The organism is Candidatus Nealsonbacteria bacterium DGGOD1a, assembly GCA_022530585.1.
Lineage (GTDB): Bacteria > Patescibacteriota > Minisyncoccia > Minisyncoccales > UBA5738 > UBA5738.
The window spans coordinates 699,371-726,092 of the sequence record CP092821.1; the positions used below are offsets into that span (position 1 = coordinate 699,371).

29 protein-coding genes and 3 tRNA genes are annotated in these 26,722 nt (G+C 46.8%); 2 read left to right on the top strand and 30 right to left on the bottom strand.

The genetic code is table 11. The features are described from left to right. The first annotated feature begins 324 nt into the window (after positions 1-324). Positions 325-1,233: a magnesium transporter CorA family protein gene (locus L7H18_03435; protein UMX47478.1), complete on the top strand. Its 909-nt coding sequence runs from the start codon at positions 325-327 to the stop codon at positions 1,231-1,233. Positions 1,234-1,397: 164 nt separating this feature from the next. On the opposite strand, the gene L7H18_03440 is transcribed toward L7H18_03435, so the two are convergent. The 25 genes from L7H18_03440 to L7H18_03560 all read right to left on the bottom strand — a co-directional run bounded on the left by L7H18_03440 (position 1,398) and on the right by L7H18_03560 (position 21,135). Then, a complete protein-coding gene (locus tag L7H18_03440) occupies positions 1,398-1,907 on the bottom strand; it encodes a type II secretion system GspH family protein (protein ID UMX47479.1) in 510 nt (169 codons plus the stop codon). A 74-nt stretch (positions 1,908-1,981) separates the two neighbouring features. After that, positions 1,982-2,356 carry a hypothetical protein gene (locus L7H18_03445; GenBank protein ID UMX47480.1) on the bottom strand — a complete coding sequence of 125 codons (375 nt, stop codon included), beginning with the start codon at positions 2,354-2,356 and terminating at the stop codon, positions 1,982-1,984. Next, a complete protein-coding gene (locus L7H18_03450) occupies positions 2,353-2,748 on the bottom strand; it encodes a prepilin-type N-terminal cleavage/methylation domain-containing protein (GenBank protein ID UMX47481.1) in 396 nt (131 codons plus the stop codon). Before L7H18_03450 ends, L7H18_03445 begins: the two co-directional genes overlap by 4 nt. Next, the gene (locus tag L7H18_03455; GenBank protein UMX47482.1) at positions 2,745-4,253 is read right to left on the bottom strand and encodes a hypothetical protein; all 1,509 of its coding nucleotides are present in this window, start codon (positions 4,251-4,253) and stop codon (positions 2,745-2,747) included. The genes L7H18_03450 and L7H18_03455 overlap by 4 nt, the downstream gene beginning before the upstream one ends. Positions 4,254-4,259: 6 nt before the next feature. Then, positions 4,260-4,754 carry a hypothetical protein gene (locus L7H18_03460; GenBank protein ID UMX47483.1) on the bottom strand — a complete coding sequence of 165 codons (495 nt, stop codon included), beginning with the start codon at positions 4,752-4,754 and terminating at the stop codon, positions 4,260-4,262. Beyond that, positions 4,729-6,057: a type II secretion system F family protein gene (locus L7H18_03465; GenBank protein ID UMX47484.1), complete on the bottom strand. Its 1,329-nt coding sequence runs from the start codon at positions 6,055-6,057 to the stop codon at positions 4,729-4,731. The genes L7H18_03460 and L7H18_03465 overlap by 26 nt, the downstream gene beginning before the upstream one ends. After that, complete coding sequence (locus tag L7H18_03470; GenBank protein UMX47485.1) at positions 6,050-7,261, bottom strand: GspE/PulE family protein; 1,212 nt, start codon at positions 7,259-7,261, stop codon at positions 6,050-6,052. Before L7H18_03470 ends, L7H18_03465 begins: the two co-directional genes overlap by 8 nt. 325 nt (positions 7,262-7,586) lie before the next feature. Continuing rightward, positions 7,587-7,661 (bottom strand) — tRNA-Asp (locus L7H18_03475). 98 nt (positions 7,662-7,759) lie between these two features. Further along, a tRNA-Met gene (locus L7H18_03480) sits at positions 7,760-7,831 on the bottom strand. A gap of 22 nt (positions 7,832-7,853) precedes the next feature. Further along, a tRNA-Met gene (locus L7H18_03485) sits at positions 7,854-7,924 on the bottom strand. Positions 7,925-8,217: 293 nt separating this feature from the next. After that, the gene (locus L7H18_03490) at positions 8,218-8,739 is read right to left on the bottom strand and encodes a hypothetical protein (GenBank protein UMX47486.1); all 522 of its coding nucleotides are present in this window, start codon (positions 8,737-8,739) and stop codon (positions 8,218-8,220) included. A gap of 136 nt (positions 8,740-8,875) precedes the next feature. Next, a complete protein-coding gene (gene gatA, locus L7H18_03495; GenBank protein UMX47487.1) occupies positions 8,876-10,300 on the bottom strand; it encodes an Asp-tRNA(Asn)/Glu-tRNA(Gln) amidotransferase subunit GatA in 1,425 nt (474 codons plus the stop codon). A 19-nt stretch (positions 10,301-10,319) separates the two neighbouring features. Next, complete coding sequence (gene gatC / locus L7H18_03500) at positions 10,320-10,622, bottom strand: Asp-tRNA(Asn)/Glu-tRNA(Gln) amidotransferase subunit GatC (GenBank protein ID UMX47488.1); 303 nt, start codon at positions 10,620-10,622, stop codon at positions 10,320-10,322. A gap of 141 nt (positions 10,623-10,763) precedes the next feature. Next, positions 10,764-10,922 (bottom strand): hypothetical protein, encoded by a 159-nt coding sequence (locus tag L7H18_03505; GenBank protein UMX47489.1) that lies wholly within the window; start codon positions 10,920-10,922, stop codon positions 10,764-10,766. Between the two features lie 228 nt (positions 10,923-11,150). After that, the gene (locus tag L7H18_03510; protein ID UMX47490.1) at positions 11,151-11,402 is read right to left on the bottom strand and encodes a type II toxin-antitoxin system HicB family antitoxin; all 252 of its coding nucleotides are present in this window, start codon (positions 11,400-11,402) and stop codon (positions 11,151-11,153) included. A gap of 370 nt (positions 11,403-11,772) precedes the next feature. After that, a complete protein-coding gene (locus L7H18_03515; GenBank protein ID UMX48448.1) occupies positions 11,773-12,879 on the bottom strand; it encodes a rod shape-determining protein in 1,107 nt (368 codons plus the stop codon). Positions 12,880-12,889: 10 nt separating this feature from the next. Then, positions 12,890-14,140, bottom strand: coding sequence for a His/Gly/Thr/Pro-type tRNA ligase C-terminal domain-containing protein (locus L7H18_03520; GenBank protein UMX47491.1), 1,251 nt, complete (start codon positions 14,138-14,140; stop codon positions 12,890-12,892). Between the two features lie 18 nt (positions 14,141-14,158). Further along, entirely contained in the window at positions 14,159-15,250 is a 1,092-nt protein-coding gene (locus tag L7H18_03525; protein UMX47492.1) for a site-2 protease family protein, read from the bottom strand. A 138-nt stretch (positions 15,251-15,388) separates the two neighbouring features. Continuing rightward, positions 15,389-15,946, bottom strand: coding sequence for a ribosome recycling factor (frr, locus tag L7H18_03530; GenBank protein UMX47493.1), 558 nt, complete (start codon positions 15,944-15,946; stop codon positions 15,389-15,391). Positions 15,947-16,121: 175 nt separating this feature from the next. Continuing rightward, the gene (locus L7H18_03535) at positions 16,122-17,213 is read right to left on the bottom strand and encodes a hypothetical protein (GenBank protein ID UMX47494.1); all 1,092 of its coding nucleotides are present in this window, start codon (positions 17,211-17,213) and stop codon (positions 16,122-16,124) included. 177 nt (positions 17,214-17,390) lie between these two features. Continuing rightward, entirely contained in the window at positions 17,391-18,389 is a 999-nt protein-coding gene (locus L7H18_03540; GenBank protein ID UMX47495.1) for a rod shape-determining protein, read from the bottom strand. 40 nt (positions 18,390-18,429) lie between these two features. Next, positions 18,430-19,614 (bottom strand): MFS transporter, encoded by a 1,185-nt coding sequence (locus tag L7H18_03545; GenBank protein UMX47496.1) that lies wholly within the window; start codon positions 19,612-19,614, stop codon positions 18,430-18,432. Next, the gene (locus L7H18_03550) at positions 19,611-20,045 is read right to left on the bottom strand and encodes a DUF86 domain-containing protein (GenBank protein UMX47497.1); all 435 of its coding nucleotides are present in this window, start codon (positions 20,043-20,045) and stop codon (positions 19,611-19,613) included. The genes L7H18_03545 and L7H18_03550 overlap by 4 nt, the downstream gene beginning before the upstream one ends. Continuing rightward, positions 20,042-20,434, bottom strand: coding sequence for a nucleotidyltransferase domain-containing protein (locus L7H18_03555; GenBank protein UMX47498.1), 393 nt, complete (start codon positions 20,432-20,434; stop codon positions 20,042-20,044). Before L7H18_03555 ends, L7H18_03550 begins: the two co-directional genes overlap by 4 nt. A gap of 104 nt (positions 20,435-20,538) precedes the next feature. Then, the gene (locus L7H18_03560; GenBank protein ID UMX47499.1) at positions 20,539-21,135 is read right to left on the bottom strand and encodes a hypothetical protein; all 597 of its coding nucleotides are present in this window, start codon (positions 21,133-21,135) and stop codon (positions 20,539-20,541) included. A gap of 99 nt (positions 21,136-21,234) precedes the next feature. Here L7H18_03560 and L7H18_03565 point away from each other — a divergent pair, with 99 nt between their 5' ends. After that, entirely contained in the window at positions 21,235-22,566 is a 1,332-nt protein-coding gene (locus tag L7H18_03565) for a hypothetical protein (protein UMX47500.1), read from the top strand. 512 nt (positions 22,567-23,078) lie between these two features. Here the strand turns inward: L7H18_03565 and L7H18_03570 are convergent. The 5 genes from L7H18_03570 to rpoA all read right to left on the bottom strand — a co-directional run bounded on the left by L7H18_03570 (position 23,079) and on the right by rpoA (position 26,606). Beyond that, positions 23,079-24,278, bottom strand: coding sequence for an ATP-binding protein (locus L7H18_03570; GenBank protein UMX47501.1), 1,200 nt, complete (start codon positions 24,276-24,278; stop codon positions 23,079-23,081). Between the two features lie 165 nt (positions 24,279-24,443). After that, positions 24,444-24,860: a 30S ribosomal protein S9 gene (gene rpsI / locus L7H18_03575; GenBank protein UMX48449.1), complete on the bottom strand. Its 417-nt coding sequence runs from the start codon at positions 24,858-24,860 to the stop codon at positions 24,444-24,446. A gap of 185 nt (positions 24,861-25,045) precedes the next feature. After that, positions 25,046-25,411: a 50S ribosomal protein L13 gene (gene rplM / locus L7H18_03580; GenBank protein UMX47502.1), complete on the bottom strand. Its 366-nt coding sequence runs from the start codon at positions 25,409-25,411 to the stop codon at positions 25,046-25,048. A 2-nt stretch (positions 25,412-25,413) separates the two neighbouring features. Next, entirely contained in the window at positions 25,414-25,866 is a 453-nt protein-coding gene (gene rplQ / locus L7H18_03585) for a 50S ribosomal protein L17 (protein ID UMX47503.1), read from the bottom strand. Between the two features lie 50 nt (positions 25,867-25,916). Continuing rightward, positions 25,917-26,606 (bottom strand): DNA-directed RNA polymerase subunit alpha, encoded by a 690-nt coding sequence (gene rpoA / locus L7H18_03590; GenBank protein ID UMX47504.1) that lies wholly within the window; start codon positions 26,604-26,606, stop codon positions 25,917-25,919. Between the last annotated feature and the right edge of the window lie 116 nt (positions 26,607-26,722).

The window sequence follows — 26,722 nt, forward strand, 5'->3', positions numbered from 1 at the left end:
ATTAAATTCAGATACCCTGGAGGGGTCTAACCCTTGCGATTACGCAAGGGATAGACCCCAAATGCAAAGCGTTTCGTAATTCAAGATAATTAAATTTTAATAATCGCCAAACATCCTTGAATTTTTTGATCCGCCGGACCGATGTTGAAATCATCGTTCAATTCCGCTTTGGCATCGCCGGAGAAGATATGATTTATCATTACAAAAATCGGGGAAATGGGAAACTTAACGGGAAACTATGCAAGAAAACTATGCGGGTTGCGGTGGCGAGCAAAGCAATGTAGGATGGAAATGTATAATCCGGGATAAGCCCGACATAAAACAATGCGGCAGACAATCAACAATAATAATTTCACCTGGGTGGATATCATCGAACCGAAAGATGAGGACATTCAGTATTTGAAGGATAAGTTCAAAATCCATCCGCTGACCGCCAGCGCCATCATTCCGGCCATCCATTATCCGGACTTGGACTCGTTTAAAAATTATCTTTTTATCATCCTGCACTACCCGCATTATAACGAAAAGGGAGAAATCAATATCCGCGAGTTCGATTTCATCGCCGGCCAGAACTTTTTGATAACCAGCCGCCAGGATGAGATTGCTCCCCTGCGCCGGGTTTTTGACAACTACCGCAACGCCGGCGGCCGGCGCGCCGACTATATGAACAGCGCCGGTTATATCCTGTTTTCGATCCTCAACATTTTCCTGAAAGATATCCTGGCCAAGATCAACGAAACGACCAAAGAGATCGATGATCTTGAAGCCCGGATATTCACCGGGCAAGAGCGCGAAATGGTGGCCGCGATCTCCAGCCTTAAAATGAAAGTGCTTGATTTTTGGCGCATCGTGGAACCCCAGCGGATGATCTTTGAATCTCTGCGCGTTTCCGGCGTCAATTTTTACGGCCCGGATTGCCGGCATTATTTCGTAATCCTGCACCGCGCGCACCGCCGTATCGAAAACACCTTGAAAAGCGCCAAAGAAACCATCGAGGCGCTGGAAGAAACCAACCATATTCTGGTTACGGTGAAAATGAACGAGGTGATCAAAGTACTCACGCTTTTTTCGGTAATCTTTATGCCGCTCACCCTCCTGGCCAGCATCTGGGGCATGAATACCGTTTTCCTTCCCTTCCATTATACCAATCTTGATTTTTTCTTTATCATGCTCATTATGATCGCCACTCTCGCCGCCATGCTCTTCTTTTTCCGTTATAAAAAATGGCTGTAATTTTTTAGACGATAACCCGCCCGGCGATAATGCCCGCCTCGTGACTATCGCGAAAAACTCCCTTTTGACAGGGAGTTTTCACGGCCGCGGCGAACTTTCGCGATCAGGCTGAATTTGTTTTTAATCCTTCCGGATTTATTCGCCGATATAATATGCCCCAAAACCTACCGAACAATTTCCAAAATTGCCGTCCGGGAAATATTGGGCTCGGTTTCCGTGGCGATAACATGGATTCTGCCGGAGCCGGAATCTTTATAAATTGAATATCCGGTATTTATACCCGTGTATTTCCCGCTCGGATCAACAGGCAAAGCCTGAATATAAGTCGGCGTCAAACATTTAAGAGCGGCCGATACCGTTGTCGTGCCGGACGCCATATCGGCGACAATCAATGTCGTCGTTGCCGGCAATAAACCGCAAACATAATCAACGCCGTCGCCCCCCTTGAAAGTTCCCTCAAAAACACCTTTGTTGTCGGCTATGCGCTGGCCAACGGCATTCAAAATTGAATTCAAGTTGCTCGTTCTTTGAGTGTCGCGGCCTTGGGCGAATTGGCGAGCCGGATTTATGGCGACAATGACAACGGCCGCCAACAAAGCGATCAACCCGATCGCCACCAGAATTTCGATCAAAGTAAAACCGGCATTCGCGGTTTCCTTTTTTTGTTTTTGCATAATTTTTTTATTTTATTTTTTGTTATTTACATTATTGACTGCGCTTGTTTTTTCGACCTTTGTGAAAACGCAAATTAAAATTCGCGCCAATCGTTAATCGTAATTTTGTTGTTTTCCAGCTTCGCGGTCACTCTCAAATTCGTGCGGGAATTTTTCCAATTCGCGGTTGCGGTTATCGTATAGGGATCATCTATGCTTATTTCAAGATTTTCACATTTTTCCGAAACATCGACATTTTCGTTACGAACGATTCTCAACAGCGCGGCTTGAACGCATCCTTCCGCGCGCGCGGCGCTGATCTTTTTATTTTCTCGCGCCAACAGATCAAATCTTGCCCAAAAAGCCGCGCGCGATACGGATGCGGCGGCAACCAATAAAACCGCGGAAATCACCACCGTGGAAATCAGCGCGACGAAACCTTTTTCATTTTTAAGATTAAAGCGTTTCATTTGGGCGAAGAATAAACCGTTGAAAAATCCTGCGAATAATCCTTCCCCGAATCGGTTTTCGCGCTCAAACTGAAACTTGCCGTTACCAATCCCCCGTCGGTTGAACTGGCAAATTCCAAGTTGGCCAGCCGCGTGCTTGAATTATTAAGAGGAACTCCGTTAATTTTCAAATACCCGCTTTCAACACCAAAAACCGTGGAAGTGGAATTCGCTTTCCGTTCGATTTTCGCCAATAAAAAATTCCCTTCCTCCAAAATCATAATCTGCGTGTCGTTGCGTCCGGTATTTTCAATGATCGCGAAAGCGGAAACAAACAAACCCGAAAACAACAATCCGATAAGCGCCAAATATATCAAAACTTCGATTAAAGTGAAACCAAGTTGATTTTTCATTTTGCCGTGATCACCGATATGTAACTTTTACCGCCGTTGTTTGAACCTATAAAAAAATAATTGCCTTCGCAATCAAAAGACGGTTCAAAAAATTCGCCGCTGGCGGCGTTGATTGCCGCCGACCCCCAATTGAAAATATTTGGCAAATCATCGATTTTCAAAATTTGAAAATTTGTTTTTGTAAGCAAAAATGCCAAATAATCACGAACGATTATTCCGTCAACGCTGCTGTTAATTTCTTTGGCATATGGCCGCGGAGAAGCAGAATTATTAATTTTTAAATTTTCAGGACTGGCATTATCCAAAATGTAAAATTCGGGTATCGTGTCGGGTGGCCCTGAAATATGGCTGTTTGTTTTGCCAAGATAGAGCATATCGCCGATCAAATACAAACTTTTGCCATTACCCGCCATACCGTCATCGTAGAAACCGCCGACCCGCCGCAAATGCGAATCAGCCGGATTTGAAATATCCAAAACCGTCAGTTGTTCTTGCGGGCAACCGCCGCTTCCATCCGCATCGGTAGGATGCGCCAGATAAACATATTTTCCTTTAACATAGATACTGTTTATATCGTGCCCTAAACTGCCGCCCGACGGCCAATGGCTGACCGCCATCGTGCTTGAAACGTTTTTAACATCAATAATATAAAATTCGGGAGTATTATTGCTTGTTGAAGTCAACCCAAGATAAATATAACCGTTATCATAAAAAATGCTGTTGCCTTTGCCCCCGTTAACATTTTCAATATTGTATTTCTCCGGCGATTCAATGGGAAATTTTTTAAGATTAAAAATCTGCAACTGATTATCCGAACTACTATTGGCAACATAGGCATAATCGCCATTTACCGCAACCGCGTTCAGCCCGCCTTTATTGTTGGAATTATTATCAATTTTTTCTTTGAATTTTATATCTTCGGGATTAGAAATATCAAAAATAAAAAATGTCGGATCGGTTGAGGTGGCGCTGCCGCCCGCAGTTACATAAAGTTTGCTTTTGTACGCGTCAATGTCGCTGATCGTGCTTGACGCGACGCCGGTTAATTCAAAAAAATCAAACTCTTTAACTTGCGGATGCGCCCAGTCGCCGGATAAGTTTGAATCGCAAGTGTCGTTGCCGGCCGTGCCATTATAGTCGGCAATCAAAGTTTCCAATCCAACTTTTTGCGGCCGGCCGGCCATACCCCACTCAACTTCAATGATCACATTTTTAACGAACGGAGAATGACTGGAAACTTTAACTTTCCCGTTAAAAATTCCTTCCGCCTCGCTTGAGGAATTTACAAGCCGGAAATCTTTTAATCCCAATGCGCGCCGTTTTTCAAGCAATTTTTGCGCGTAATTGAGCGCTTCCGAACTTAGCCGAGAATCCGCGGCCAAGCTTTGCCCGCCGAACAACATTAAAATCGCGCCGGACAACGCGATAATCATAATCGCCATCGCCAGCAAAATCTCCAAAGTCAAGAAACCAAGTTGATATTGTTTTATTTGATCGAAATCCATATGAAATTATCGCCAATCAATGCGGCCTTCGGAATTAGTTTCAACGGCCGAAATATGCCCCGCGCCATCTTTCAGGATTATGGTTGTTGCCGTTGAATTCCCGCTGATCCGGTCAAAAATTATATCGACGGATGAAGATGCGTCGATATAAACCGTTTTATTATCAAACAAAATCGTTTCATTGGCCGGATCGCTTGCGCTGTAACCGCCGCCCTGAAAAATAACAATTTCTCTTTTTGCCGGATCAAAATGAACGCCGTGCGATTTACCATCCGCGCAACCGGCGCCGGAACATACATTGTTAACCGCCAAGCTTCTCGCCCGCCGAAGAACGCCGACAACCATATCGCGATCGCTGTGAAACGAACCGCCGCGCAAAATTTCCGAACTCATAAACAAACCCAGCGAACCGATGATCGCCAGCAAACCCATTGCAAGGCAGACTTCAATCATGGTAAGCCCCTGGTTTGGTTTGCTAATGCAAACTTTGGGTGATTCCATAAATCGGAGAAATTATCGAAATCGCGATGAAACCGACCAACACGCCCATAAAAATCATCAGCGCCGGCTCAATGCTCGAAGCGAGATTTTTGGTGGAATTGTTCATTTCATCTTCATACATTTCCGACAAATACATCAAGCTCGATCCCAAATTGCCGGTCATCTCGCCCACTCCCACCATCTGCGACACAAGCGGCGGGAAAAGCAATTTATCCTTTTCCATATTTTCGGCCGCCGAACCGCCGCCAACGACACCCTCGGCAATCTTCTTAAACGCTTCCTTGTAAGCCAAGTTTCCCGCGGTATCGCCTACAATCTTCAACGCTTGGACGATACCGATTTCGCTTTTCAAAAGCAGGCTGAAAGTGCGGGTGAAATTGGCGATAAAATAACCGCGGAACATCTTTCCCAACAAAGGGACGCGCAAGATCATCCGATCGGCGGCGCGGCGCGGCGCTTCCTTGCGCAACAATAAAACGCATATCCCCGCGAAGAAAAAAATCCCGGCCAGATAATACGGCCAATAAGCTTGGACGGCGCCGGATACGGCAACAATCATCTTGGTCGTCCAAGGAAGCTCGGCTTTGAAGCTGGAAAATATGGGCAGGATTTTAGGAAAAACATAAACAATCAGCATAATCACGATAGCGATTGTCGCCGCCGCGATAAAGGCCGGATAGATTAACGCGGCGATGATGGCGCGGCGCAGTTCCTGTTTCTTATTGAGCTCGGCGGCAAGATAATCAAGATTTTGCGCCAATGTGCCGCTTGTTTCTCCCACCAGCACGATGTTGATGCCAAAGTTCCCGAAAACATTTCTGTATTTTTCCATCGCTCTTGCCAGCGGCTGTCCCTTTTCCACGCACTCGCGCAAATGGCCGATGATTTTTTTTGATTCCTCGGAAACCGCCTGTTTTTTAAGAATATCCAGCGCGACAACGATTGAAACACCCGCCTTGGCCATAATCGCCAGCCGCCGGATGAAAACGATCTGCTCGTTTCCGGCCATTCTCGGCTTGAAACGAAAAAATTCAATCCGGGAAACGGCGCCGGATTCGAGCGTCCCGGATTTATCGGTTCCAATGCCGAAAAAGATCGCGGCGCGCCATTTCTTAATAGCTGTTTTCAAAACACGGAATCCCGTAAAAATCTTGCGCGAAAAAATCAGAACCGGAACGGCGATTTCTTCTTCGAAAAAATTTTTGAATTTACTATTCATAAACGAAGCTTGTGAACAAATCGTCATAAACGATTTATTCATAAACGAAGTTTGTGAACAAATCGTCATAAACGATTTATTCATAAAGCATTCTTAAAACTTCACCGATTGTGGTAATACCGTCCCGGGCTTTGGCAAATCCGTCCTCAACGATCGTTTTCATTCCCTCGGCAATCGCGATCCGCCGAACTTCTCCGGCGGACGCTTTCCGCAAAACCGCTTCGCGAATGGGACCGTCGGGAACCAAAACTTCCTGAATTCCCACGCGGCCGCGGTAACCGGTATTGCCGCACTCGGCGCATCCCCGGCCAAAATAAAACTCTCTTTGGCTTTCCAGAATTTCGCCAGGCATCACTCCGCTCAAGCTCTTTAACTCCGCGGAAGTTATGGCGCGCGTTGATTTGCAATTGGAACAAATTTTGCGCGCCAAGCGCTGGCCGATGGCAATGTTGACCGTGGACGCGATCAAATAACTTTCTATTCGCATATCCAAAAGGCGCGGCAAAGTGGTGGCCGCGTCGTTGGCGTGCAAAGTCGAAAGCATCAGGTGGCCGGTGAGCGCGGCGTTCACGGCGATACCCGCGGTTTCCGGATCGCGGATCTCGCCCACCATAATTATGTTGGGATCTTGGCGCAAAATACTGCGCAAACCGCCGGCAAACGCCAAACCGGCGCGCGAATTCACTTGCATCTGCTGGATACCGTCAATCGCGTATTCCACCGGGTCTTCAATCGTAATAACCGAAACTTGTTCGGTATTCAAAGCTTTTAACAAAGTATAAAGCGTAGTGGTTTTGCCGCTGCCGGTCGGACCGGTGGCCAGGATCATCCCATAAGGTTTGCGGACGGCGATTCTGATTTTTTCGGCGTTCTCCGGAGAAAATCCCAAACTCTCCAGCGTGAAAGCTTCGGCATTGTCGGAAAGCAGGCGCAAAACGCTGTTCTCGCCATGATAAGTCGGCGCCACCGAAACGCGAATATCCAGCGGCCGGCCGCCGATCATCATCCGAAAACGGCCATCCTGCGGCGCCTGATGTTCATCCGTGCGCAAACCGGATAAAATTTTGATGCGGCTGATGATTTCGGGCAACAAACGAATCGGCAGATTATGAAATTCTTTAAGCGCTCCATCAACGCGGTACCGCACGCGAATGGTTTCGTTCTGCGGATCAATATGAATATCCGAAGCCTGCAAGGATTGAGCCTCTTCAATCATAAAATCCACCAGTTTGATCACCGAAGCCAACCGGCCTTTGACGAGTTCTTGTTGTATTATATTTCCCCCCATAGTTTCGCCGGTTCTCGATCAAAAGACAAACCCTGGCGGCAAACAACGCTCATTTAACAACAATATCCCATTTTAACAAAAAATATACCGACAATAAAGGGTCTGTTGCCGAATTGGCTTCAACTGCAATTTCCATTTTTCGGCGGCAAAGAATTCATCATTCGCCGCCGGATTTAGCTTAAATATGCCTCCTCATTCTTCATTCTTTTCGCTCGAAATCTGAAAATTTCGTTCTGAAGCCAATTCGGCAACAGACCCTAAATACCGGTTTGGAAAACTTCCTTAAGCAAAACCTGCCATCGCGTAAAGCTATGGCAGGCAAATGCGGGCCAGACGGGATTTGAACCCGTAATCTCCTCCGTGACAGGGAGGCGTGATAACCAGGTTACACTACTAGCCCATTCGATAACAATCTATTCTTTATCATGAATCGCGAATATATTCAACAAAAATATAATTCCCGCCGAACGGGAAAAACACGGATAACTTTCGCCTTTGTGCCGACGGCTGGATTCGAACCAGCGACCTCGGCCTTATGAAGACCTCGCTCTGCCACTGAGCTACGCCGGCTTCAATTTTTCAGCGATGTTTGTCGCGGGGCCTGGAATTGCACCAGGGCCTCCAGCTTATGAGACTGGTGAGATACTACTTCTCTACCCCGCAATATCGGCGCGCAAAAAAACAAACCGCCAATACCAGTTGATTTTACCTTAAATTCCGTTTTCAGTCAACTACTCAAATAGCAACCCCTCACCGGGGAGCAAATTTGTTGAGGTTAGTCTCGAGAATTTGCATTTTGAGGTCAATCCTCAACGAATTTGCGGTAAGGGCCGGCGCGAATTTGAAGGTCAAACCTCTCGCAAGCCGAGGATTGACCTCCAAATTCGCTATTTTTGCTCCCCGGTGAGGGGTTACCTCAAATAACACCGCTCAAACGGCGCGGCGGCCGGCGGCGGCTATTTATCCCTGAACGCCGCCATATCTTTCAAGGCCTGCTCAAACGAAAGGAACGCGATTTTGGCCGTCGGATAATCCAGCTTGATGTTTTTGTCGGCAACGATCTTTCGATAGAGTCCGTCGGCTTCCTTTATCGCGTCAATATCGGAAAACCTTTCGGGATCGGCGTTTTCCAATTTTTCGGCCAAATTCGCGCCCGCGAAAGCCGCCCGGTTCATAACATCGTTCACCAGAAGATCGGCTTCAATGATCGCCAATTTAAATTCGTATTCGTTTTTTGTTATAAGCCGCTTTTTTATCTTGATCCAATCGTGATCGATAAGCCGCGAAGTATAGGCGCGATAAGTGAAGAATTCCACCAGATCAATGATGAAAAGCCGCCTTAAATAAATCGTGGTCGTCCAAACATAAATCATGAACGCGAGCACGCCCATGTTGAAAAGGATGAAAAAAATCTTGGCAACCAAAAGCCATCCGGTCACGGGAGGAAATAAAACTGTTTCCAAGTCGCTAAAAACCATTTTCAGTTAAAAATGTAAAAACAAAGATCAAAATGACAGTTAAAAATGTAAAATGTCGGAATTTAGACATTTTTAAACTTTACATTGTCATTTTTCATTTTGATTTTTAAATTTTAAATTATTGCCGCCGCGTAAATCATATATGCCGGAACATTGATTTGCCTATTTCAAAGATTGTCGGCTCGTCAAAGTGTTTGCCGATGATCTGCAAGCCCGCCGGTAAATCGCCGATCCGGCCGCACGGAATCGCCAGCGAAGGCACCCCGGCCAAATTTATCGAAACAGTGAAGATATCCTGCAAATACATTGTCAGCGGATCGTTAATGTTTTCACCGATTTTAAACGGCAATGTGGGCGATACCGGCGCCACGATCGCGTCAACCTCCAAAAACGCTTTGTCGAAATCTTGTTTGATGAGCGTCCTTACTTTTTGCGCGCGCACATAGTAAGCATCGTAATAACCCGCCGATAGAACATAGGTTCCCAGCATTACGCGGCGGCGCACTTCCGGCCCGAACCCCTGTCCGCGGCTCTCCAGATAAATATCGTTGATGTTTTTCGCTTTTTGCGCCGAATAGCCATAGCGAATGCCATCGAATTTCGCCAAATTGGCGCTGGCTTCCGAAGTCGCGATGATATAATAACAAGCCAGGGCGTATTCGGCGTGCGGCAAGCTGATTTCGACAATCTCGTTGCCAAGCTTTTGATATTCGTCCAATTTTGCCCGGATTGCCGCTTCAACCTGCGGATCGATGCCTTTAATAAAATATTCCTTGGGAACGCCCACCCGGTATTTCTGTTTTTTCTCCGGATCTAACTGAAAATCAACCGCCGTGCCATCCATCGGATCCGCGCCGCGGATCGCCTCAAAAACCGTTTGGGCGTCTTCGACATTTTTAGCCAAAGGCCCGATCTGGTCAAGCGACGACGCGTAGGCCGCGCAACCGTAACGCGACACCGCGCCGTAAGTGGGTTTCAAACCCGCCACGCCGCAAAAACACGCGGGCTGGCGGATGGAACCGCCGGTATCCGAACCCAGCGCCGCCACGCATTGGCGAGCCGCCACCGCGGCCGCCGAACCGCCCGACGAACCTCCGGGAACGCGTTCCAAATCGCGCGGATTGCGCGTCGCGCCAAAAGCCGAAGTTTCGGTGGAACTGCCCATGGCAAACTCATCCATATTGGTCTTGCCTAAAATCACCGCGCCCCGTTCTTTTAATTTCTTAATGACCGTGGCGTCATACGGCGCGATATAATTTTCCAAAATTTTCGATCCCGATGTGCATTGCAAACCGTCAACCATTATATTGTCTTTGATCGCCATCGGAATTCCGGCCAGCGTCGGCAAATCATCGCCATCTTTTATTTTTTGATCGATTATTCTCGCTTGCGCCAGCGCGTATTCCCGCGCGATATTCAAAAATGCGAAAATCCCCTCATTGGCCTTCTCGGCCCGGGATAAATGAGCTTCGGTCAGTTGAACCGCGGAAAAATTTTTCGCCGCCAATCCTTCATGGGCTTCATTGATGGTTAAATCGGTTAACTCTTTTATTGATTCCATAATAGTTCCATTATACGCGCTAATCCGCTTTCGTTTCAAAAATTGACCTTACCTTGAGATAACCGTCTTTTGTTTGCGGCATCTGCGACCTCAATTTTCCCAACTCTTCTTTCGTTCTTTCAATCTTCGCGTCCGGACGCAAAACATTGGCCACCTCGATCGAATGAGTAAACGGCGCCACACCCTCGATATCCACTTCCTTCAGTTTATCGATGTAGCCCAAAATATCCGAAAGATCCTTTTGGTATTTAACTATCTCCTCCTCGCTCAATCCCAGCCGCGCGAGCTTGGCGATATGTTGCGTTTCTTGTTTGGATAACATATGAGTGCAATTTTGATTACAAAATTAATTTTCAATTTCCAATTACCAATTTTCAATAAATATCCAATTTCTCAATATTCAAACAAAAATCAATACTTAATAATACCCCAAATCCCGCCCCTTGTTAATCTTGACAAATGCCTACAAAACAGACCCAGCGCGCTTGCTTTGCCTTTGAATTTCCATTTTTTTCCAAAAAGCAACGCTCTTTTTCAGCCAAATCATTCTTTGGAGCGGCGTGGTGTTTTTGACGATATGCATCAAATGCTCATCAACCATTTCTCTTTTTTTGTTTGCCATTTTATTTTTCAAGCAAATTGATCATATCCATAAAACTCAAATTTGCTTCGCGCAAAATCATTTTCAAAAGCGATCGATCAAGCAAACGATAATTAGGAACGGTTATCGGCGGCTTCCCCTCACACGCTAATCGAATATGGCTTCCCCTCTGCCTCATCGGAGAATAACCGATTTTGCCCAACGCCTTAATTAATTCCTGGCTCGAAATTAATGGCAAGCGCATATTTTTTACAAAGTTATCGTTTCCAATCTCATTTCATTCCGCGCGTACGCATCCAATCTATCACGATTTTCTTTCTCTTCCAAAACCAACTCAATCGCCTCGCGGATATTCGCCATTGCCTCTTCAATGGTTTTGCCTTGGGTGTAACAACCCGAAAAAATCGGACAAACAACCACAAAAAAGCCATCTTGACCCTTTTCCACCAATAAAGGAATTTTATTCCCCTGATATTTTTGATAAATATTCACCTTTTTCATAATCAAACTATAACCCAAATTTCCTTCCTTGTTAATCTTGACAAAATCAATTATTTATGCTATCATCAAAACATGGAAAAATGCCCTTATTGTAGCGGGAAGGGGTATGTTAAATACCCCGTAAGTCAGAGCCACGATGTAACCCACCCCTGCTCCGGTTGCAGGGGAAGCGGAAAACTTGGATCGCAAGGTAATTGCGACCCAAGCAATGAAAAAGTGGATTATGTTTATTAAAATTTTTCCTTTTCTTTTTACAACGCCGCCCCGCTTTCGCGGGGCGTTTTGATACAAATTCAAATGCAGTTTGCCGAGGTCGCACCTCGGCGAGTACGCCGAGGAACGACCTCAAATACAAATACGAATGCAAAAATTACTTCGGGGGTTCCAATTCTTTGGTTTCGATCAGGACTTCGCGGAGCTGGTCAAGGTTTTCCAGCACCATGCCCGCGCCGCGGACGACGCTGGTTTTGGGATCTTCCACGGTTTTCACCGGCATCCGCGTTTCCTTGGCGATCAACTCGTCCAAACCGCGCAACTGGCTACCGCCGCCGCACAAATAGATGCCGTTGGCCATAATGTCGGAAACCAGTTCCGGCGGCGTTTCTTCAATGGCCATCTTAATTTCATTGACAATCTGGCGCACCGATTTATCAATCGCGCGCCGGATCTCATCTTCGGAAATCACGATTTCTTCGGGCAAACCGGTCACCAAATTGCGGCCGCGCATTTTAAAATCGCGTTTGACGGGTTTTTCTTTTTTCGCCGCCGCGGATCCGGCCTTGCCCGCGGCGCTATCCGAAGAATAGGCCAAACCAATGCCTATTTTAATGTTCTCGGCCATCCGTTCGCCGATAAGTAATTTATATTCGTCCTGAACGAATTGCATTATATCTTCACAGAGCTTGTCTCCGGCAATCCGCAAACTTTTTCCCAATACGATGCCGCCCAATGAAATTACCGCGATCTCGGTGGTGCCGCCGCCCAAATCAACCACAAAACTTCCCTGCGCTTCCTGTATCGGCAAACGAATGCCGATTGCCGAAGCCATTGGTTCTTCAATCAAATAAACTTCGCGCGCGCCCGCGGAACGGCCGGCGTCAATCACGGCTTTTTTTTCCACTTCCGTCACCCCGACCGGCACGCCCACAATCACCCGCGGCCTCATATTGAAAATCAGCCGCCGTTTGCGCGCTTTCTCGATAAAATAACGGAACATTTGTTCGGTAACTTCAAAATCCGAAATCACTCCGTGGCGCATAGGCCTGACCGCCGTAATATGCGACGGCGTGCGGCCCACCATTTTTTTGGCTTCTTCGCCCACTGCCAAAATCTGGCCGGTTTTCTGATTGACCGCCACCACCGACGGTTCAAACATCACAATCCCCCTTCCTTGAACATAGACCACACAATTGGCCGTGCCCAGATCAATGGCCATATCTTCGGAGAATAACTTGGTTAATTTATCCCAGAATTTCATCTTCATTTTTCTAAAATTTATAGTCCGCGATCTCGCCCAAACCGATCAATTTAATTTCCAATTCGCCGCGCTTTTTTAATTCAACGCTGTTTTTTTCCAGCGTTTTCGCGCCAACAACGATCCGGTTGGGTATGCCAAAAAGGTCGCTGTCTTTGAATTTCTCCCCGGCGGATTTGCCCGCCCGGTCATCGTATAGTACTTCGATTTCATTTTTTTGTAAATCTTGGCAAATTTTTTGGCTGGTTTCTTTTATCCGGCGATTGGTCTCTTCGTCTTTTGATTCCAACTCTATCAAGTGCGCGGCAAATGGCGCAACCGCCGCGGGCCAAACGATTCCCGCGTCGTCATGGCAAATTTCGGCGATCGTGCCCATCACGCGCGTCAAACCAATGCCATAGCAACACATCAAAACCGGCAATTTGCATCCATCGCCGCCGGTCGCTTCAAAACCGAACGCGCCGCTGAATTTTGTTCCCAACTTGAAGATATTTCCAACCTCAATCGTTTTTTTCTCGCTGAATTTCTCGCCGCCGCATTCCGGACACTTCGGATATTCGGATTTTATTTCGCGATTGATCGCGATCCCGCAATTATCGCAAAGATAGATCAAATCCTCGCCCGCTTCCGTGGCGGTTTGGAATTCGTGGGAAAACTTGGAAAAAGTTCCGCCGCTCGATAAGGTCAAATAAGTATCCTGAACTATGCCCGCTTGCTTGAAGATCGAAAAATACGCTTCCTTCACCCGTTCGTAATATTCATCGCAGTCTTTCTGGCCGATATGAAAAGAATATAAATCTTTCATCAAAAATTCCCGGCCGCGCAACAATCCGGATTTGGCGCGCAATTCATTGCGGAATTTGGTTTGAATCTGGTAAATGGCAAAAGGGAAATCTTTATAGGAAAAAGCGAATTTCTTCGCCAAAGGGGTAACCACTTCTTCAAGCGTGGCCGCCAACCCGTATTCCTCCCCTCCGGCGCCTTTGAGTTTAAAAAGGTCGTAATTCCAGCGGCCGGTGGTTTCCCAATTTTTCTTGGGTACAAGCGCGGGCATAATCACGCGCTGGGCGTCCAGCCCGTCCATCGCGGCGGCAATGATCTTTTCGATCTTTTGAAGCGTCCGCAAACCAAGCGGCAGAATCGTGTAAACCCCGGCCGCGGTTTTATCAATAAAACCGGCGCGCGATAACAATCGCGTACCCGCGCTGGTTTCGTCCCCGGAAACTTCTTTTTGAGTTTTGGTGAAAAGTTGAGACTGCCTCATACCGGATAATTTAGTTTATTAGAATAATCGCCTCACATCCTGCACCGTGACAATGATGGCAAAAAGCATCAAAGCCGCGAAGAAAAACATTGTTAACAACTGCTCAATCTTTTCCGAAACCGGTCTTCTCCTGACCGCTTCAACGGCCAAAAACATCAGCCGGCCGCCGTCAAGCGCGGGAATCGGCAGCGCGTTGAAAACCGCCAAATAAACCGAGATCATCGCCACGAATTGCAAATAGTAGCTAGCGCCCATTTCAGCCTGCTTAGCCATCATATCCATTATTCCCACCGGCCCCACCATTTGCGCGCCTTCGGGCATTCCTTCATTGTTCGCCAAACGGCTGATTATCTGGCCCCAACCGTCAAACACGCCGATGGTCATATTCCATGTCGCCAGAAATCCGTTACCGATAGCCTGCCACCATGTGTAAGTTTTCTGCGCCGTGCGTATCAGCGCGATACCCATGGCGCCCTGTCCGGCCGGCGGATCGACGCGCGGCGTGATGGCCACTTCCAAATTCTGGCCGGCGCGACGGATTTCCATGGCGATCTCTTCGCCTTTGCGTTCCGCGGCGAATTCCTGCACTTGCCCGATCTTATCAACCGGCGAGAGCCGTTCTCCGCTATCTTTTCTCCCGACCCCGACAATAATATCGCCCATTTGCAATCCCGCGGCCTGCGCCGGCGAATCCGCGGAAATTGAAATTATCTGCACCTTGGCATCGGCGGCCGGATCGCTGTCGTCAACCTGCTCGATCGCGCCGGATAAAAACACAAAAGTGTAAATAACCACCGCCACCAGCCAGAACGAAATCACGCCCGCGGCAATAATCAGCGCTCTCTGCCAGATCGGTTTGGAGCCGAAGCTGCGCGGATCGTCTTTCTCGGCGCTGTCCTCGCCTTGCAATTTCACGAACGCGCCCGCGGGAATCCAATTGATGGAATAAAGCGTTTCACCGAATTTTTTACCCCAGATCCGCGGCGGCAAAAACATTCCGAATTCTTCAACTTTAACCCCGAATTTGCGCGCGAACGCGAAATGCCCCAACTCGTGGAGCGTAATCAAACCGATCAAACTGAAAAAAACAAGTAAAATGGTTGAGATCATTTAAAATAATTTTCAAGTATCAATTTTCAATGAATGTTCCAAATTACAATTTCCCAAACAAAAGCAAAAATCGCATTTTATTTGGCACATTGCTCCATTGAAAATTCAATGAAAATTGGTAATTGAAAATTGAAAATTTTATTCGGAGACTTCCTTCTTCTTCCTGTCTCCGGCCTCTTCGATCTTTTTGCCGTAGTTGTCAATCAATTTCTGGAGTTCGTCCTTGGCTCTGAATTTATCGTCTTCGCGAACTTCGCCTTCGCGCTCCAGTCTCTGTATTTGCGACCAAGCATCATCGCGCGCCCGGCGAATCGCTTGGCGAGTGTCTTCCTGCACTTTGGAAATCACTTTCACCAAACTCTGGCGGTAATCGCTGGTCAAATCCGGCATCGTAATGCGGATCACCGCGCCTTCGGCCGCGGGCGACAAACCCAGTTGCGACGATTCAATGGCTTTTTGTATCGGCTCGAAATAAGATTTGTCCCACGGTTGAACCACGATCTGCCGCGGCTCCGGAATCGAAATCATCGCCAGCTGTTTCAGCGGAAACTTCTGGTCAAAACACTCGATCACCATATCTTCAATGATCGACGCGCTCGCCCTTCCGGTCCGAATCTTGGCCAATTCCCGATCCAAATAAACCGTTGCCTTGTCGAACTCCGGCTGAACTCTTTTGATTACTTCTTTATAATCCATAGATTTTTAATTAAAGAATTTTATCTTTTGCATTTCGCATTCAAGAGAGGTCGCTCCTCGGCGTACTCGCCGAGGTGCGACCTCTTGTAACTTGCATTTTGATTTTGCATTTTCACCCGTATTCCCAACATCTTCAATATACCACACCCCATTTTATTGTTAATCTTGACAAAAATTAAATATCCAGCATAAAATTCTCGATTGCCAGTTTCGGATTCGCGTTGGTTGCCGTTAAAGTCACATTCAGATCGTGAATTTTCTTCAATATGGCGGCGATTTTCTCCAATGTATAGGGATTTTCTTTTGTTTTGCCAAACACGAATGGCGCGCTAGCTTGGCAGGAGCAAGACTCCTGCGAATCTCGCAGGAGTCTTGCTCCTGCGGCTTTGGCCGTTGTCTCTTCGCGTGGATCGGACCCACGCAAGGGATTCTTCTGCGTGGGTCCGACCCACGCAACATCCCCGTTTTCGGTTTTATTCAATGTTTCCAACATCAGCTTGCGGAAATGGAATTGCCAAATTTCCATGATTTCATCCAAATTCGCGTCTTCATTTTCAATATCGGTGATTTTTTTGGCATAAGCGAATTTTTCCGGCAATTCGGCGTTGATGATTTTGGCAAACTCCTTGGCGTTCGCCCGCCATTTTTTTAATTGTTCGGGGTTGGCGATAAACTCGGCCAATCTCCCCGGCCGGCCGAAAGATAGTTCCACGATCTCCCCGGCAAGCGTTTCATCAATTTTATCGCCGCTTTTTAAAATCAAATCTTTCGCCATAATTTCCATTTCCTTTTCCGGCACAAAATTAAATTGCACGGTCTGGCAGCGCGACCGGATGGTTTCCAGAAGGCGTTGCGAATTTTGCGTAACCAAAACAATGATCGCGTCGCCCGGCGGTTCCTCAAGGGTTTTCAACAGGCAATTTTGGGCCTCGCCGTTCATCAGTTCGGCATTATCAACGACCGCCGCTTTATATGGCCCCAACGCCGGCTTAAACGACAGCTTATTGATCAACCCGCGAATTTGGTTAACCGTAATTTCTCCGGCCGTTTTGCCGGTTTTAGAATCAATCAGCGGCTTCACGAACAAAAAATCCGGGTGCGCCGCGCCCTCGGCAAGACTGGTTCCCAAAATCCGCGACAACCATTCCAAGGCCGCGGTTTTCTTGCCCGCCTTGGACGGCCCGCTGAATATGTAGGCATGGCCCAAACGGCCATTATCCTTGGCCGCTTCAAGAGACTGAAGTTGTTTTGAATGCCCAACAAACACAAAATTGAAAATGTAAAAACCAAAGATCAAAATGACAAGTTACGCCATAGGAACATCCGTCCTTTGGCGGAAAAATGCTAAAATGTCGGTTTTGGGACATTTTATAATTTTACATTGCCATTTTCCATTTTGATTTTTCAATTTTAAATTAATCCAAAGCGATACTTGTCGGATATATTACTTTTTAGTCATTATGCTCTTTTTATAGAAGTCGAGATTTTCCAAAACCGCGCCCGTGCCTTTGGCCACGCAAAGCAACGCGTTATCGGCCACCGCGCAGGGCACGCCGATGGAATTGGTAACCAGTTCCGCGAGGTTCGCCAAGAGGCTGGATCCGCCGGCCAGCACCATGCCTTTATCCATAATATCGGCGGAAAGTTCCGGCGGCGTTTCGCGTAAAACCGCTTTGATCGTTTGCATAATCTCGACCAGCGAATCCTGCACCGATTCGCACACTTCGTTTGAATTTATTTTAACGGTGCGCGGCAATCCGCTCACCAAATCGCGGCCGCGAATCTCCAACACCTTGGGGTCCTTTTCGGGAATCGCCGTGCCGATATTGATTTTGATATCTTCGGTAGTCTGGTCGCCGATGGCCAAATTATGCTTTCGCTTCACATAATCGGCAATGGCCGCGTCCATTTTATCGCCCGCCACGCGCAACGACTGAAAATTAACGATCCCGCCCAGCGAAATCACCGCCACTTCCGTGGTGCCGCCGCCAATGTCAACGATCATATTGCCCGAACAAGAGTGAATGGGAATCCCGGCGCCGATCGCCGAAAGGATCGGTTCCTTGCAAAGATAAACCGCCTTGGCGCCCGCGTTCATCCCGGCTTCAAGCACGGCGCGGCGTTCGGTGGAAGTGATTCCGGCCGGCACGCTGATTACCAGCTCCGGCTTGAAAAAATGGAACTTTCCCGAAACCTCGTTGATAAAATAGCGTATCATCGCCTGCGTTACGACAAAATCGGCGATAACTCCGTCTTTCATCGGCCGGTAAACCCGGATAGCGTCCGGAGTCCGGCCGATCATCTCGTTGGCTTCGCGCCCCACGGCCAGAATTTTATTCTCGTCCAGATCAACCGCAACCACGGAAGGCTCCTGCAGAACCACTCCCTTTTTCGGCACAAACACCAATGAATTCCTCGTTCCCAAGTCAATTCCTAATTTCATAGTTTTTCGATATTTTCGTTCTTTTACTCTAGCTTATTAGCTATTTTTTGGCAATGAAAATCCATGAAACGAATGTTACCGATAAAACCGCCGCCCCTCCGGAAAAGAAAAGCCATTGAAAACCCAGCGGGTCTATCAGCAAACCCGCGACCAAAGAGCCGAGAGCGACCCCCAGCGGCGCGAACATTGTGTCCAAAGCGCCGGCTTCTTCAGGATCTTTCTTTAATTTGCGCGCGACAAACGACGAGCGGCCGGCGTTGCAGACAAATGATCCCGCGCCTTTGAAAAAATCCGCGGCAAAAACCGAAACATAATTAAAACACACCGCCGGGAAACCGAAAAATATCGAAAACAACCCCGCAACGGTCGCGCCCGCCATCACGCTTTTCTCCCCCGCGTCGCTTTGCCGCGGCCGGATGAAAAGAATGTAAACAACCGAAAAAAACGCCGACGATGCCGCCGCGTAAAAAATCACCGCGTTCTGGCTCCATGCGAGAAAATTTTTCAAAAACAAAACAAAAAATGCCGCGTAGAGCCCGCCCAGCCACAACACCGAAAAAGATACCGCCAGATACGGAAGCGCGCGCGGCCGCGCCGCTTCTTTAACCAGACTCCCCCATTTCACCAGCCATTTGCCGATTGAAATGCTCCGATGATCCAATTCCGCCGCCGCGCGCCACAATTTCGCCCCGGCAGTCGCCAACGCCGCCAAAGTTATCGCCACGCTGATCGCGAAAACCGGAGGAAATCCGACTTTCCAAATCAAAAAACCGCCGATCAACGGCGCGGCAATATCCGCCCAAAGCGGCGCGTTGTAAAACCAAGAAAAACCGCGTTCAACATTGGCGGACGGATAAGCCATCATCAAAATGCGCGACGATGTGAAAAACAGCGACGCCGCCACGCCCAGCATTATCTGCGCGGCAAAAAAAATCCCGATATTGCCGTCAACCGCCATGGCCAAAGCATAGGCGGCGTAACCGGCAATACCGACCATCATCAACAGCGCCGGGTTGGCCTTGCGCGATAAAAATCCGGCAAAGGGCGCGAAAAGCGCGATCGGCAGATAGATCAGCAGATAAGAATACCCGATCTGCGGCAAACTCAATCCCTGCGCCGCCAAATACAAAGGAAAATAAGCCGAAAACAGCTTGTACCCGAACATCAAAAGGAAGTGAACCATCGTCACATCCCGCGTCACATCATTGCTGTTATTTTCCATCATTCAACCGAATTGATATACCGCATAACAAGTTCGCAGTATTTATTATATTGATCAATCGCCTGGCCCACGGTTTCATAAACTCCGCTTTTATCCAAATTATTGTATTCGTGAACGATCGCGTTGCGAAATCCCGCGCTCTTGGCAATTTCCTGCGCAAAATCCGGCGGTAAAATTCCAAACTTCCCCATTGCCAAAAAACCGTCGCGGTAAGTTTTTGGCGCCTCGATTTTTGGATCCGCCAATTGGGTTATCAGATATTCGTTGATGTCAATCGCGCGGCCGATTGTTTCCATAAGTATATTTTTCAACGCCGAATATTTTATATAGTCGCCCGCAATTTCCACAAGCGCCATTTTGGAAAATCCGGCCAATTGCTCCAACCCGGCGGTCATCAAATTTACCTTTTCAATTACAAAATTTTTATTGATCATATCATTTTAAGCCGTTTTTTAACCATCTTTTCTTTCAAGTCAAACAAGCTTTTGCTTTCCACATAATCGCGAAAAGCATAAATTTTAAATTTAATAAAATCAAGCTCGTCGCCATATAGCAATATTCCGCCTTCCATTACCTGATGGCGGAAAAGCGGATCAGCGTGGTGTAGCGATTTAACATCAATCTTGTTGCTTTGCAACGCGGCCGTGAATTCATCAATTATCTCAATAATTTCTTTAAACTGCAAAAAGTTTTTCCCCAAAACCGCGATATCAACATCGCTATCCTCTTTGGCCATCCCCTTGGCCACCGAACCATAAAGCACCACAAGCCTCAACCCGTGTTTTTCCCCGATCTGGCGGCCCGCATCTTTAATTTTCTCCATCGTTGGTATTTGCATAGCTCTATGGTATCAAAATCAAGCAAAAATAAAAAGACATTTCATTTAAATCCCTAAAAAGGAAAAAATGTTTTAAAATGTCTCTCAACTCACAAAAGGTGTATTACGCTATCCAACTCAACATAGCGAAGAGCTTGCCAGAGCATAACACGAGTTCGCAGAGAAATAATTGGCACAGTTAGATTCTGCAAATCATCTGCTGTAAGCCAACTTACCGCTCCGCTCTTAAGTTTTTCCTCGTATACGCTCGTCCTTTGCGAGTCGTAAAATCTCGTAGGCATAATAAGAGCCAAATCATTCGTGCCATCTTCCTTGCTTAACTGAGCCGGTATCAACACAAATGGCGATTCAGTCAAACCTACCTCTTTTCTCCAGTTGGACAAATCAAGACCAGCTTCTTCTCTTGCTTCGCGCACAATCGTTGCCGCAATGGATGAATAATATCCATTCGTTAAATCGGCGAACGATTGCGCGCCCCCAATCGCTTCATTCTTTCCAGAAAGATCCACATCGTAGAGAGAATCTTTTGCCGTACGTCGCCGGACCAATATCTCTGGTTTTTCGCCAATCCATCTAACTAAACCAACGAAAAAACCAATCGTCGCGGCAACTTGATGTTTATCATTAACAAGCTGACTAACCTTCGTAATATTTTTGGAAGGATCGATTATTATCGACTTTGCCAATTTTTAACCTCCATTTCGGCCTTCTAGTAGAAGAGCTTATTTTATAAGATCACGGATTTTCTTTTTTGTCAAATTGTAAAATTTGGGCGTTGGGATAAAATGAAAATGTATATTCTTTCTATTATTATGTCGCGCAAATTTCGGACTTTTCTTTTTGGATTTTTTGTTTTGCTGTTCGCGGTCGCGGCGCCGGCGCTGGCGCTTTACGCGCAAGGGTACCGGATCAACTGGCCGCTGGAAGCCGGCAAAAAGCTGGTGGTGATGACCGGCGGATTTTTCGTTAAAGCAACCCCGAAACAAGTCAGCGTCTATGTGAACGAAAGATTGAAAAAACAGACCGATTTTTTCTTTGATTCGGCGCTGGCGGACAACTTGCTCCCCCGCAAATACAAGTTTGAAATCAAAAAACCCGGATATCAAACTTGGGAAAAAAATCTGGAAATAAAAGAAAAAGAAGTCACCGAAGCCCGAAACATCCTTCTTTTCCCGGATCGAATCAATTTTACCAATATCGGAAAAGACATCCGAGAAATTTTGCCTTCGCCCGACGGCCAAAAAATCGCCTTGCGCGAAAACGGCGAAAACGGCTGGAGCTTGAAACTCTACGACATTTCCCAGAATATCACATTAAAACTGGCCAACCAGAATAATTTCGCGGGCAAAAATCCGGAATTCTCCGATTGGGATTGGATCGATGCCAAAACATTGGAAGTAAAATCAAATTCCGCCGCGGCCTCATCCACATACGATATCGCCATCGATAAGAATCCTCCCCGCCTGACAAAAAAAACAAACTCAAACGCGACCTCCACGGCAATGTCGGCAAACGCAAAAGCGGACGATAAATATTATTTGGGAGACGACGGTTTTGTCTATAAAAACGACAACGCCGCGGCTCCCGCCAAGGCCGGACCCGCCCAAATAACTCCCGCGCCGGATACCGATCGGCAATTATGGGTTTTTGGCAATTATATTTTTGCCCGCGAAGGTTCGCGGCTGTATGTTTCAAACTCATCCTTGGAAACATTCTCGAAAATTTCCGACAATTTGTCCGGCGAACCGAAACTTTCCCCCGATGGCAAAAAGGTGGCCTACGCATCCGACTCCGAAATCTGGGTGTTCTATCTTGAAAGCAAAACTGATCAGCCCCAAGCCGCCGCAAGCGACAAAATTTTTATCGCGCGGCTTTCCGAGAAAATCGCCGATTGCGACTGGTTCAATTCCGATTACTTGATTTTTGTCGCCGGCGACAGCGTCAAAACCGCCGAGATTGACAATCGCGACAAAATCAATTTTGCCGATTTGGCCAAAGTATCGGCAATTTCCGGACAAGAGCAAAACAAGCCGGCGGAAATGTTCGTGCGCCAAGACAAAAAAATCATCTATTTGTTCGCCAATAACGCCCTCTACAAATCCGATCCGATAGAATAATTTGCAACAAAGCGAAGTCTCCCCCGTTTTTTGTTTTGCCGCCAAGACGCTCAAATTGAGGAGCGGCGCGGATTATTTTACCTTTGTTCCCGTATTTTTGATTTCCGCGGCAATGGCATTGCGCCCTTCAGTAAAGTCTTTCAAAGACAAGCTGTGAGGCTCAATGCGCGTATCAACCATTCGCCTGATTCGCCGCAGAATAAAACTATCTTCAATTTTCACCGGTTTTTTGGGAATAACCGCAACATCAATGTCGCTATTCTCTCCGGCCGTGCCCTTTGCCCAAGAACCGAATAAATAAAAGCTACCGGAAAATTACATTCATCCAGTTTTTTTGCGTATCTATTAACAATTTTTATTGCTTGGCTTTTTGACATAATTCTTCGTAAATTTCTTTAATCTTTTCAAAATATTTTTTCGTATAAGCGGAATTGCATCTTTTATAAAAATCCAGTTTATATTACGCCAGCATCATAATATCCCCCAACCAATTGCCGCCGATGATCTTGTTTTCATAAAACTACCGGCGAGATGAAGCCGGCGCTTTCTATGAATTTTTTGGAAATCACATATTGTGACGGCAGTTGGATGTCTGTGGCCAGTTTCTGCAACTTTGATACATCCTGCAGAGTTCCGGTCAGCTTAATCTCAAAAGCAATCTTTTTATCGAGGATGGCGTCAATTTCGGCAGTGTTGCGCTTGTTGTAAAAGCTTACCTTGCCATAACGGACTAACTGATTGATTACCGCGTTTTCAAACAATTGCGCATCGTTTACATTGCCCATCACCTGCAGCAATCCGGTATCGCTGAAATAAACCTTCCGGCCGCCGGCGACCGCTTTATCAATGCTTTTTGTGTAGCGCGGCAAGAGGTTTACAACAAAAGTCCCCTGTAAAAATTCAAGGTAATGATAAACTTTTGGCCGGTTAATCCCAAGCTCGGCTGCCAGCCGAGTAACATCAATCAATGATCCGATTCTGGGGACCAAAAGCAGTAACAGGTCCCGCAGTTCCTGGATATCCTTGTAATCCGATAAAATCTTTAAATCTTTTTCAAAGAATGAAGAGAATATATTTCTCAGTATTTGCTTTTTAGCATCAATATCGGACTCCAATACCACCGCGGGGAACCCGCCATAATGGACGAAATCATTATAATCAGTTTCAAATTTTTTATAATTGAAGATGGTGTTGTTCTTCAGGGATTGCAAAATACCATCAATCATCGCTTCCTTTTCTTCGATTTTGTCTTTGAAGTACAGGTATTCCTGAAAACTTAAAGTTGGCAGTTCAAAAAGGAATTTTCTGCCCGAAAGCGATTCGGGAAATAAATTTTTCAAATAATAGTTAGACGATCCGGTAACAATGAATTTAACTCGGTAATGATCGATTAAGTATTTGATTATCTTGGTCATTTCCGGGTAGATTTGAATTTCATCAATAAAAATTACCAATCGGGCATTATCAGCCTTCTTAGCCATCTTTTCCAGGTTCCGATAAATATTGCTGTAATCAATGTCTTCAAAGATCTTTACATCCAACGGATTTTCAAAATCAAACCACAATTTGGGCTGGTTGCCCGCCCAATTAAAAATCTGGCGCATCAAAGTGGTTTTACCGACCTGCCTCATACCGGTGACCACCAGCGCCTCTTTGCTATCAAAATATTTCACCAAGCTATTGAATAAAATCCTTTTTTTGTATTTTTCCATAGTGTAATAAAATAATTACAAAAAAGCGTAAATATGTAATCATTATATTACACTGCGATAACGCTGTCAAATTAAACACCGGTTTTTAACACAACGCTAAAAGCCGCCCCTCGCTTGCGCTTGGGGCGGCTATATTTTTCTATAAACTATTCACCATAAACTCCCCTACCGTTTCGCCCATTGCGGGGCGCGGCGGGCTTTCTTCAAGCCGGGTTTTTTGCGCTCTTTCATGCGCGGATCGCGCGTTAGGTAGCCGGACTTTTTCAAGCGCTTTTTGAAATCGGCGTTAAACAACACCAGCGCGCGGGTAATGCCGTGGCGCAACGCTTCGGCTTGCGCGTTGATGCCGCCGCCCTTGACCAGCGCGGTAACCCGGAATCTGTCGGTGCAATTCATTTTGACCAGCGGCGCTTCGATGATATTTTTGAATTCAACGGTCTTGAAATATTGGTCGAACGGCTTGTCATTGACTAAAAATATTTTATCGCCGCGGGTATAAAGGCGGACGCGCGCGATCGCGGTCTTTCTGCGGCCGATAGATTCATAATATTTATCGGTCTTCTTCCTGCCCGAAGCGTCCAGAGGATCGTTGGCAACGCTGTCTTCAACTTTGATCTCCGCGATTTTTACGGCAACGATTTCCGGAGTTTCTTCGATCTTTTTTACCGCCGGATGCGCTTTTTTTACCGCGGGTTTAGTCGCCGCGGCCTTAATCTCTTTGGGTTCAATTTTTTGAGTATCCTTGGTTTTTGCCATATTTATTTGCATTACTGTTGCACGGTCAACCGTTTTATCATTTGGTCGCGCAATTTGTTGGTCGGAAGCATGCGGTACACCGCTTGTCGCAAAAGCTGGCCGGGATTCTTCTCCATCGTTTCCCCCATTGTGGTTGCTTTCAAACCACTCATGTAACCGCTGTAACGATAATCTTTTTCCTGCTCAAGCTTCTTGCCGGTAATCGTCACTTTCCGGAAATTTTTAACCGTCACAAAATCGCCCGCGTCAACATTTTTGGCGAATCCCGGCTTATCTTTGCCCCGCAAGAATACCGCGACAATTACCGCGAGCTTTCCCAAAACCATCCCCGTGGCATCGATTGTTCGCTTTTCTCTTTTAATGGAAGTCGTTTTCATAACTAAGATTTTATTTCTTCTTTCTTTTCAATTTTGGCGGTCTTTTTGGTTTTCTTTGCCGCGACCTGCTTGATTTTCCCCTTGACCGTTTCAACAACCGGCGGCCGATCCAGCAATTCAACCACCGCCATGGGCGCTCCATCCTTAAGTCTTTGGCCCAAAAGCGCGACGCGAGTATATCCGCCGACACGATCTTTAAAGCGGGGCGCGATCACCGCCGTCAATTTGCGGCTGGCGACTTCGGGCAATATTGACGCCAAAGCTTTTTTTGAAGCCAAATCGCCGACCTTCGCCTTGGTAATCAATCTCTCGACAAAAGAGGCGGCCTGGCGCGCGCGGACCTTGGTGGTTTGAATCTTTTCCCGCAATATCAGATTGACCGCCAAAGAACGCATAAACGCTCTTCTTTGATCGGTTTTCCGGCTGAATTTTTTACCTTTAATTCTCTTGTACATAATAATATTATCAGAACTCAAATGCCAAAATCAAAATTTAATCGGTTAGATTATGCGTTGAAAACATTTCGAAACATCGTAAAATGACTGACCAATATCTCCGAAGCCTGCGCGAACGCGGTTTCCGGAGTAATGGTGCCGTCGGTTTCGATTTCAAAAATTACTTTGTCGAAATCCGTCCGGTCGCCTACGCGCATATTTTGAACCTTGAAACCAACTTTTTTAACCGGCGTAAACATCGCATCCATCGCAATCACCCCGATTTCCAGCTTGGCCTTGGTTTGGCGCATTTCTTTTGACATATAGCCGGTCCCTTTTTCAACCTTGATTTCCATTTCCAATTTGGAACTTTTCGCGGTCAAACTGGCGATGTGGGTTTCGGGATTGGCAAGCTCCAGCTGGCTGGGAATCTCCAAATCCGCGCCGGTAATCTCTTTCTCGCCCTTGGCCTTCAACACGCAAGTCTGCGGCTCGTCGCCGGTCAGCTTGAATCTTAATTGGCGAACATTGATCATCAATGTGATCACATCTTCCATCACTCCCGCGATCGTCGAAAATTCATGCGGCACGCTTTTGATATTTATCTGGGTAACGGCGGCGCCTTCAAGCGACGACAGCATCACCCGCCTCAACGCGTTGCCGACGGTAACGCCATAACCGGGGTACAGCGCCTCGATTTCGATTGACGCGCTGTTGCCTTTTTTATCAATTACTTTGGGTTCAAGCGGTAATGGTATCATGATTTTTTGCCGTAAATCCTCGAACGTTTTACCGCGTCACACGCGGGTATTCGCGTCCAGGAAATCAACGACATTTAAATAATTTTCAATTCCCAATTTCCAATGTTCAAACTTGG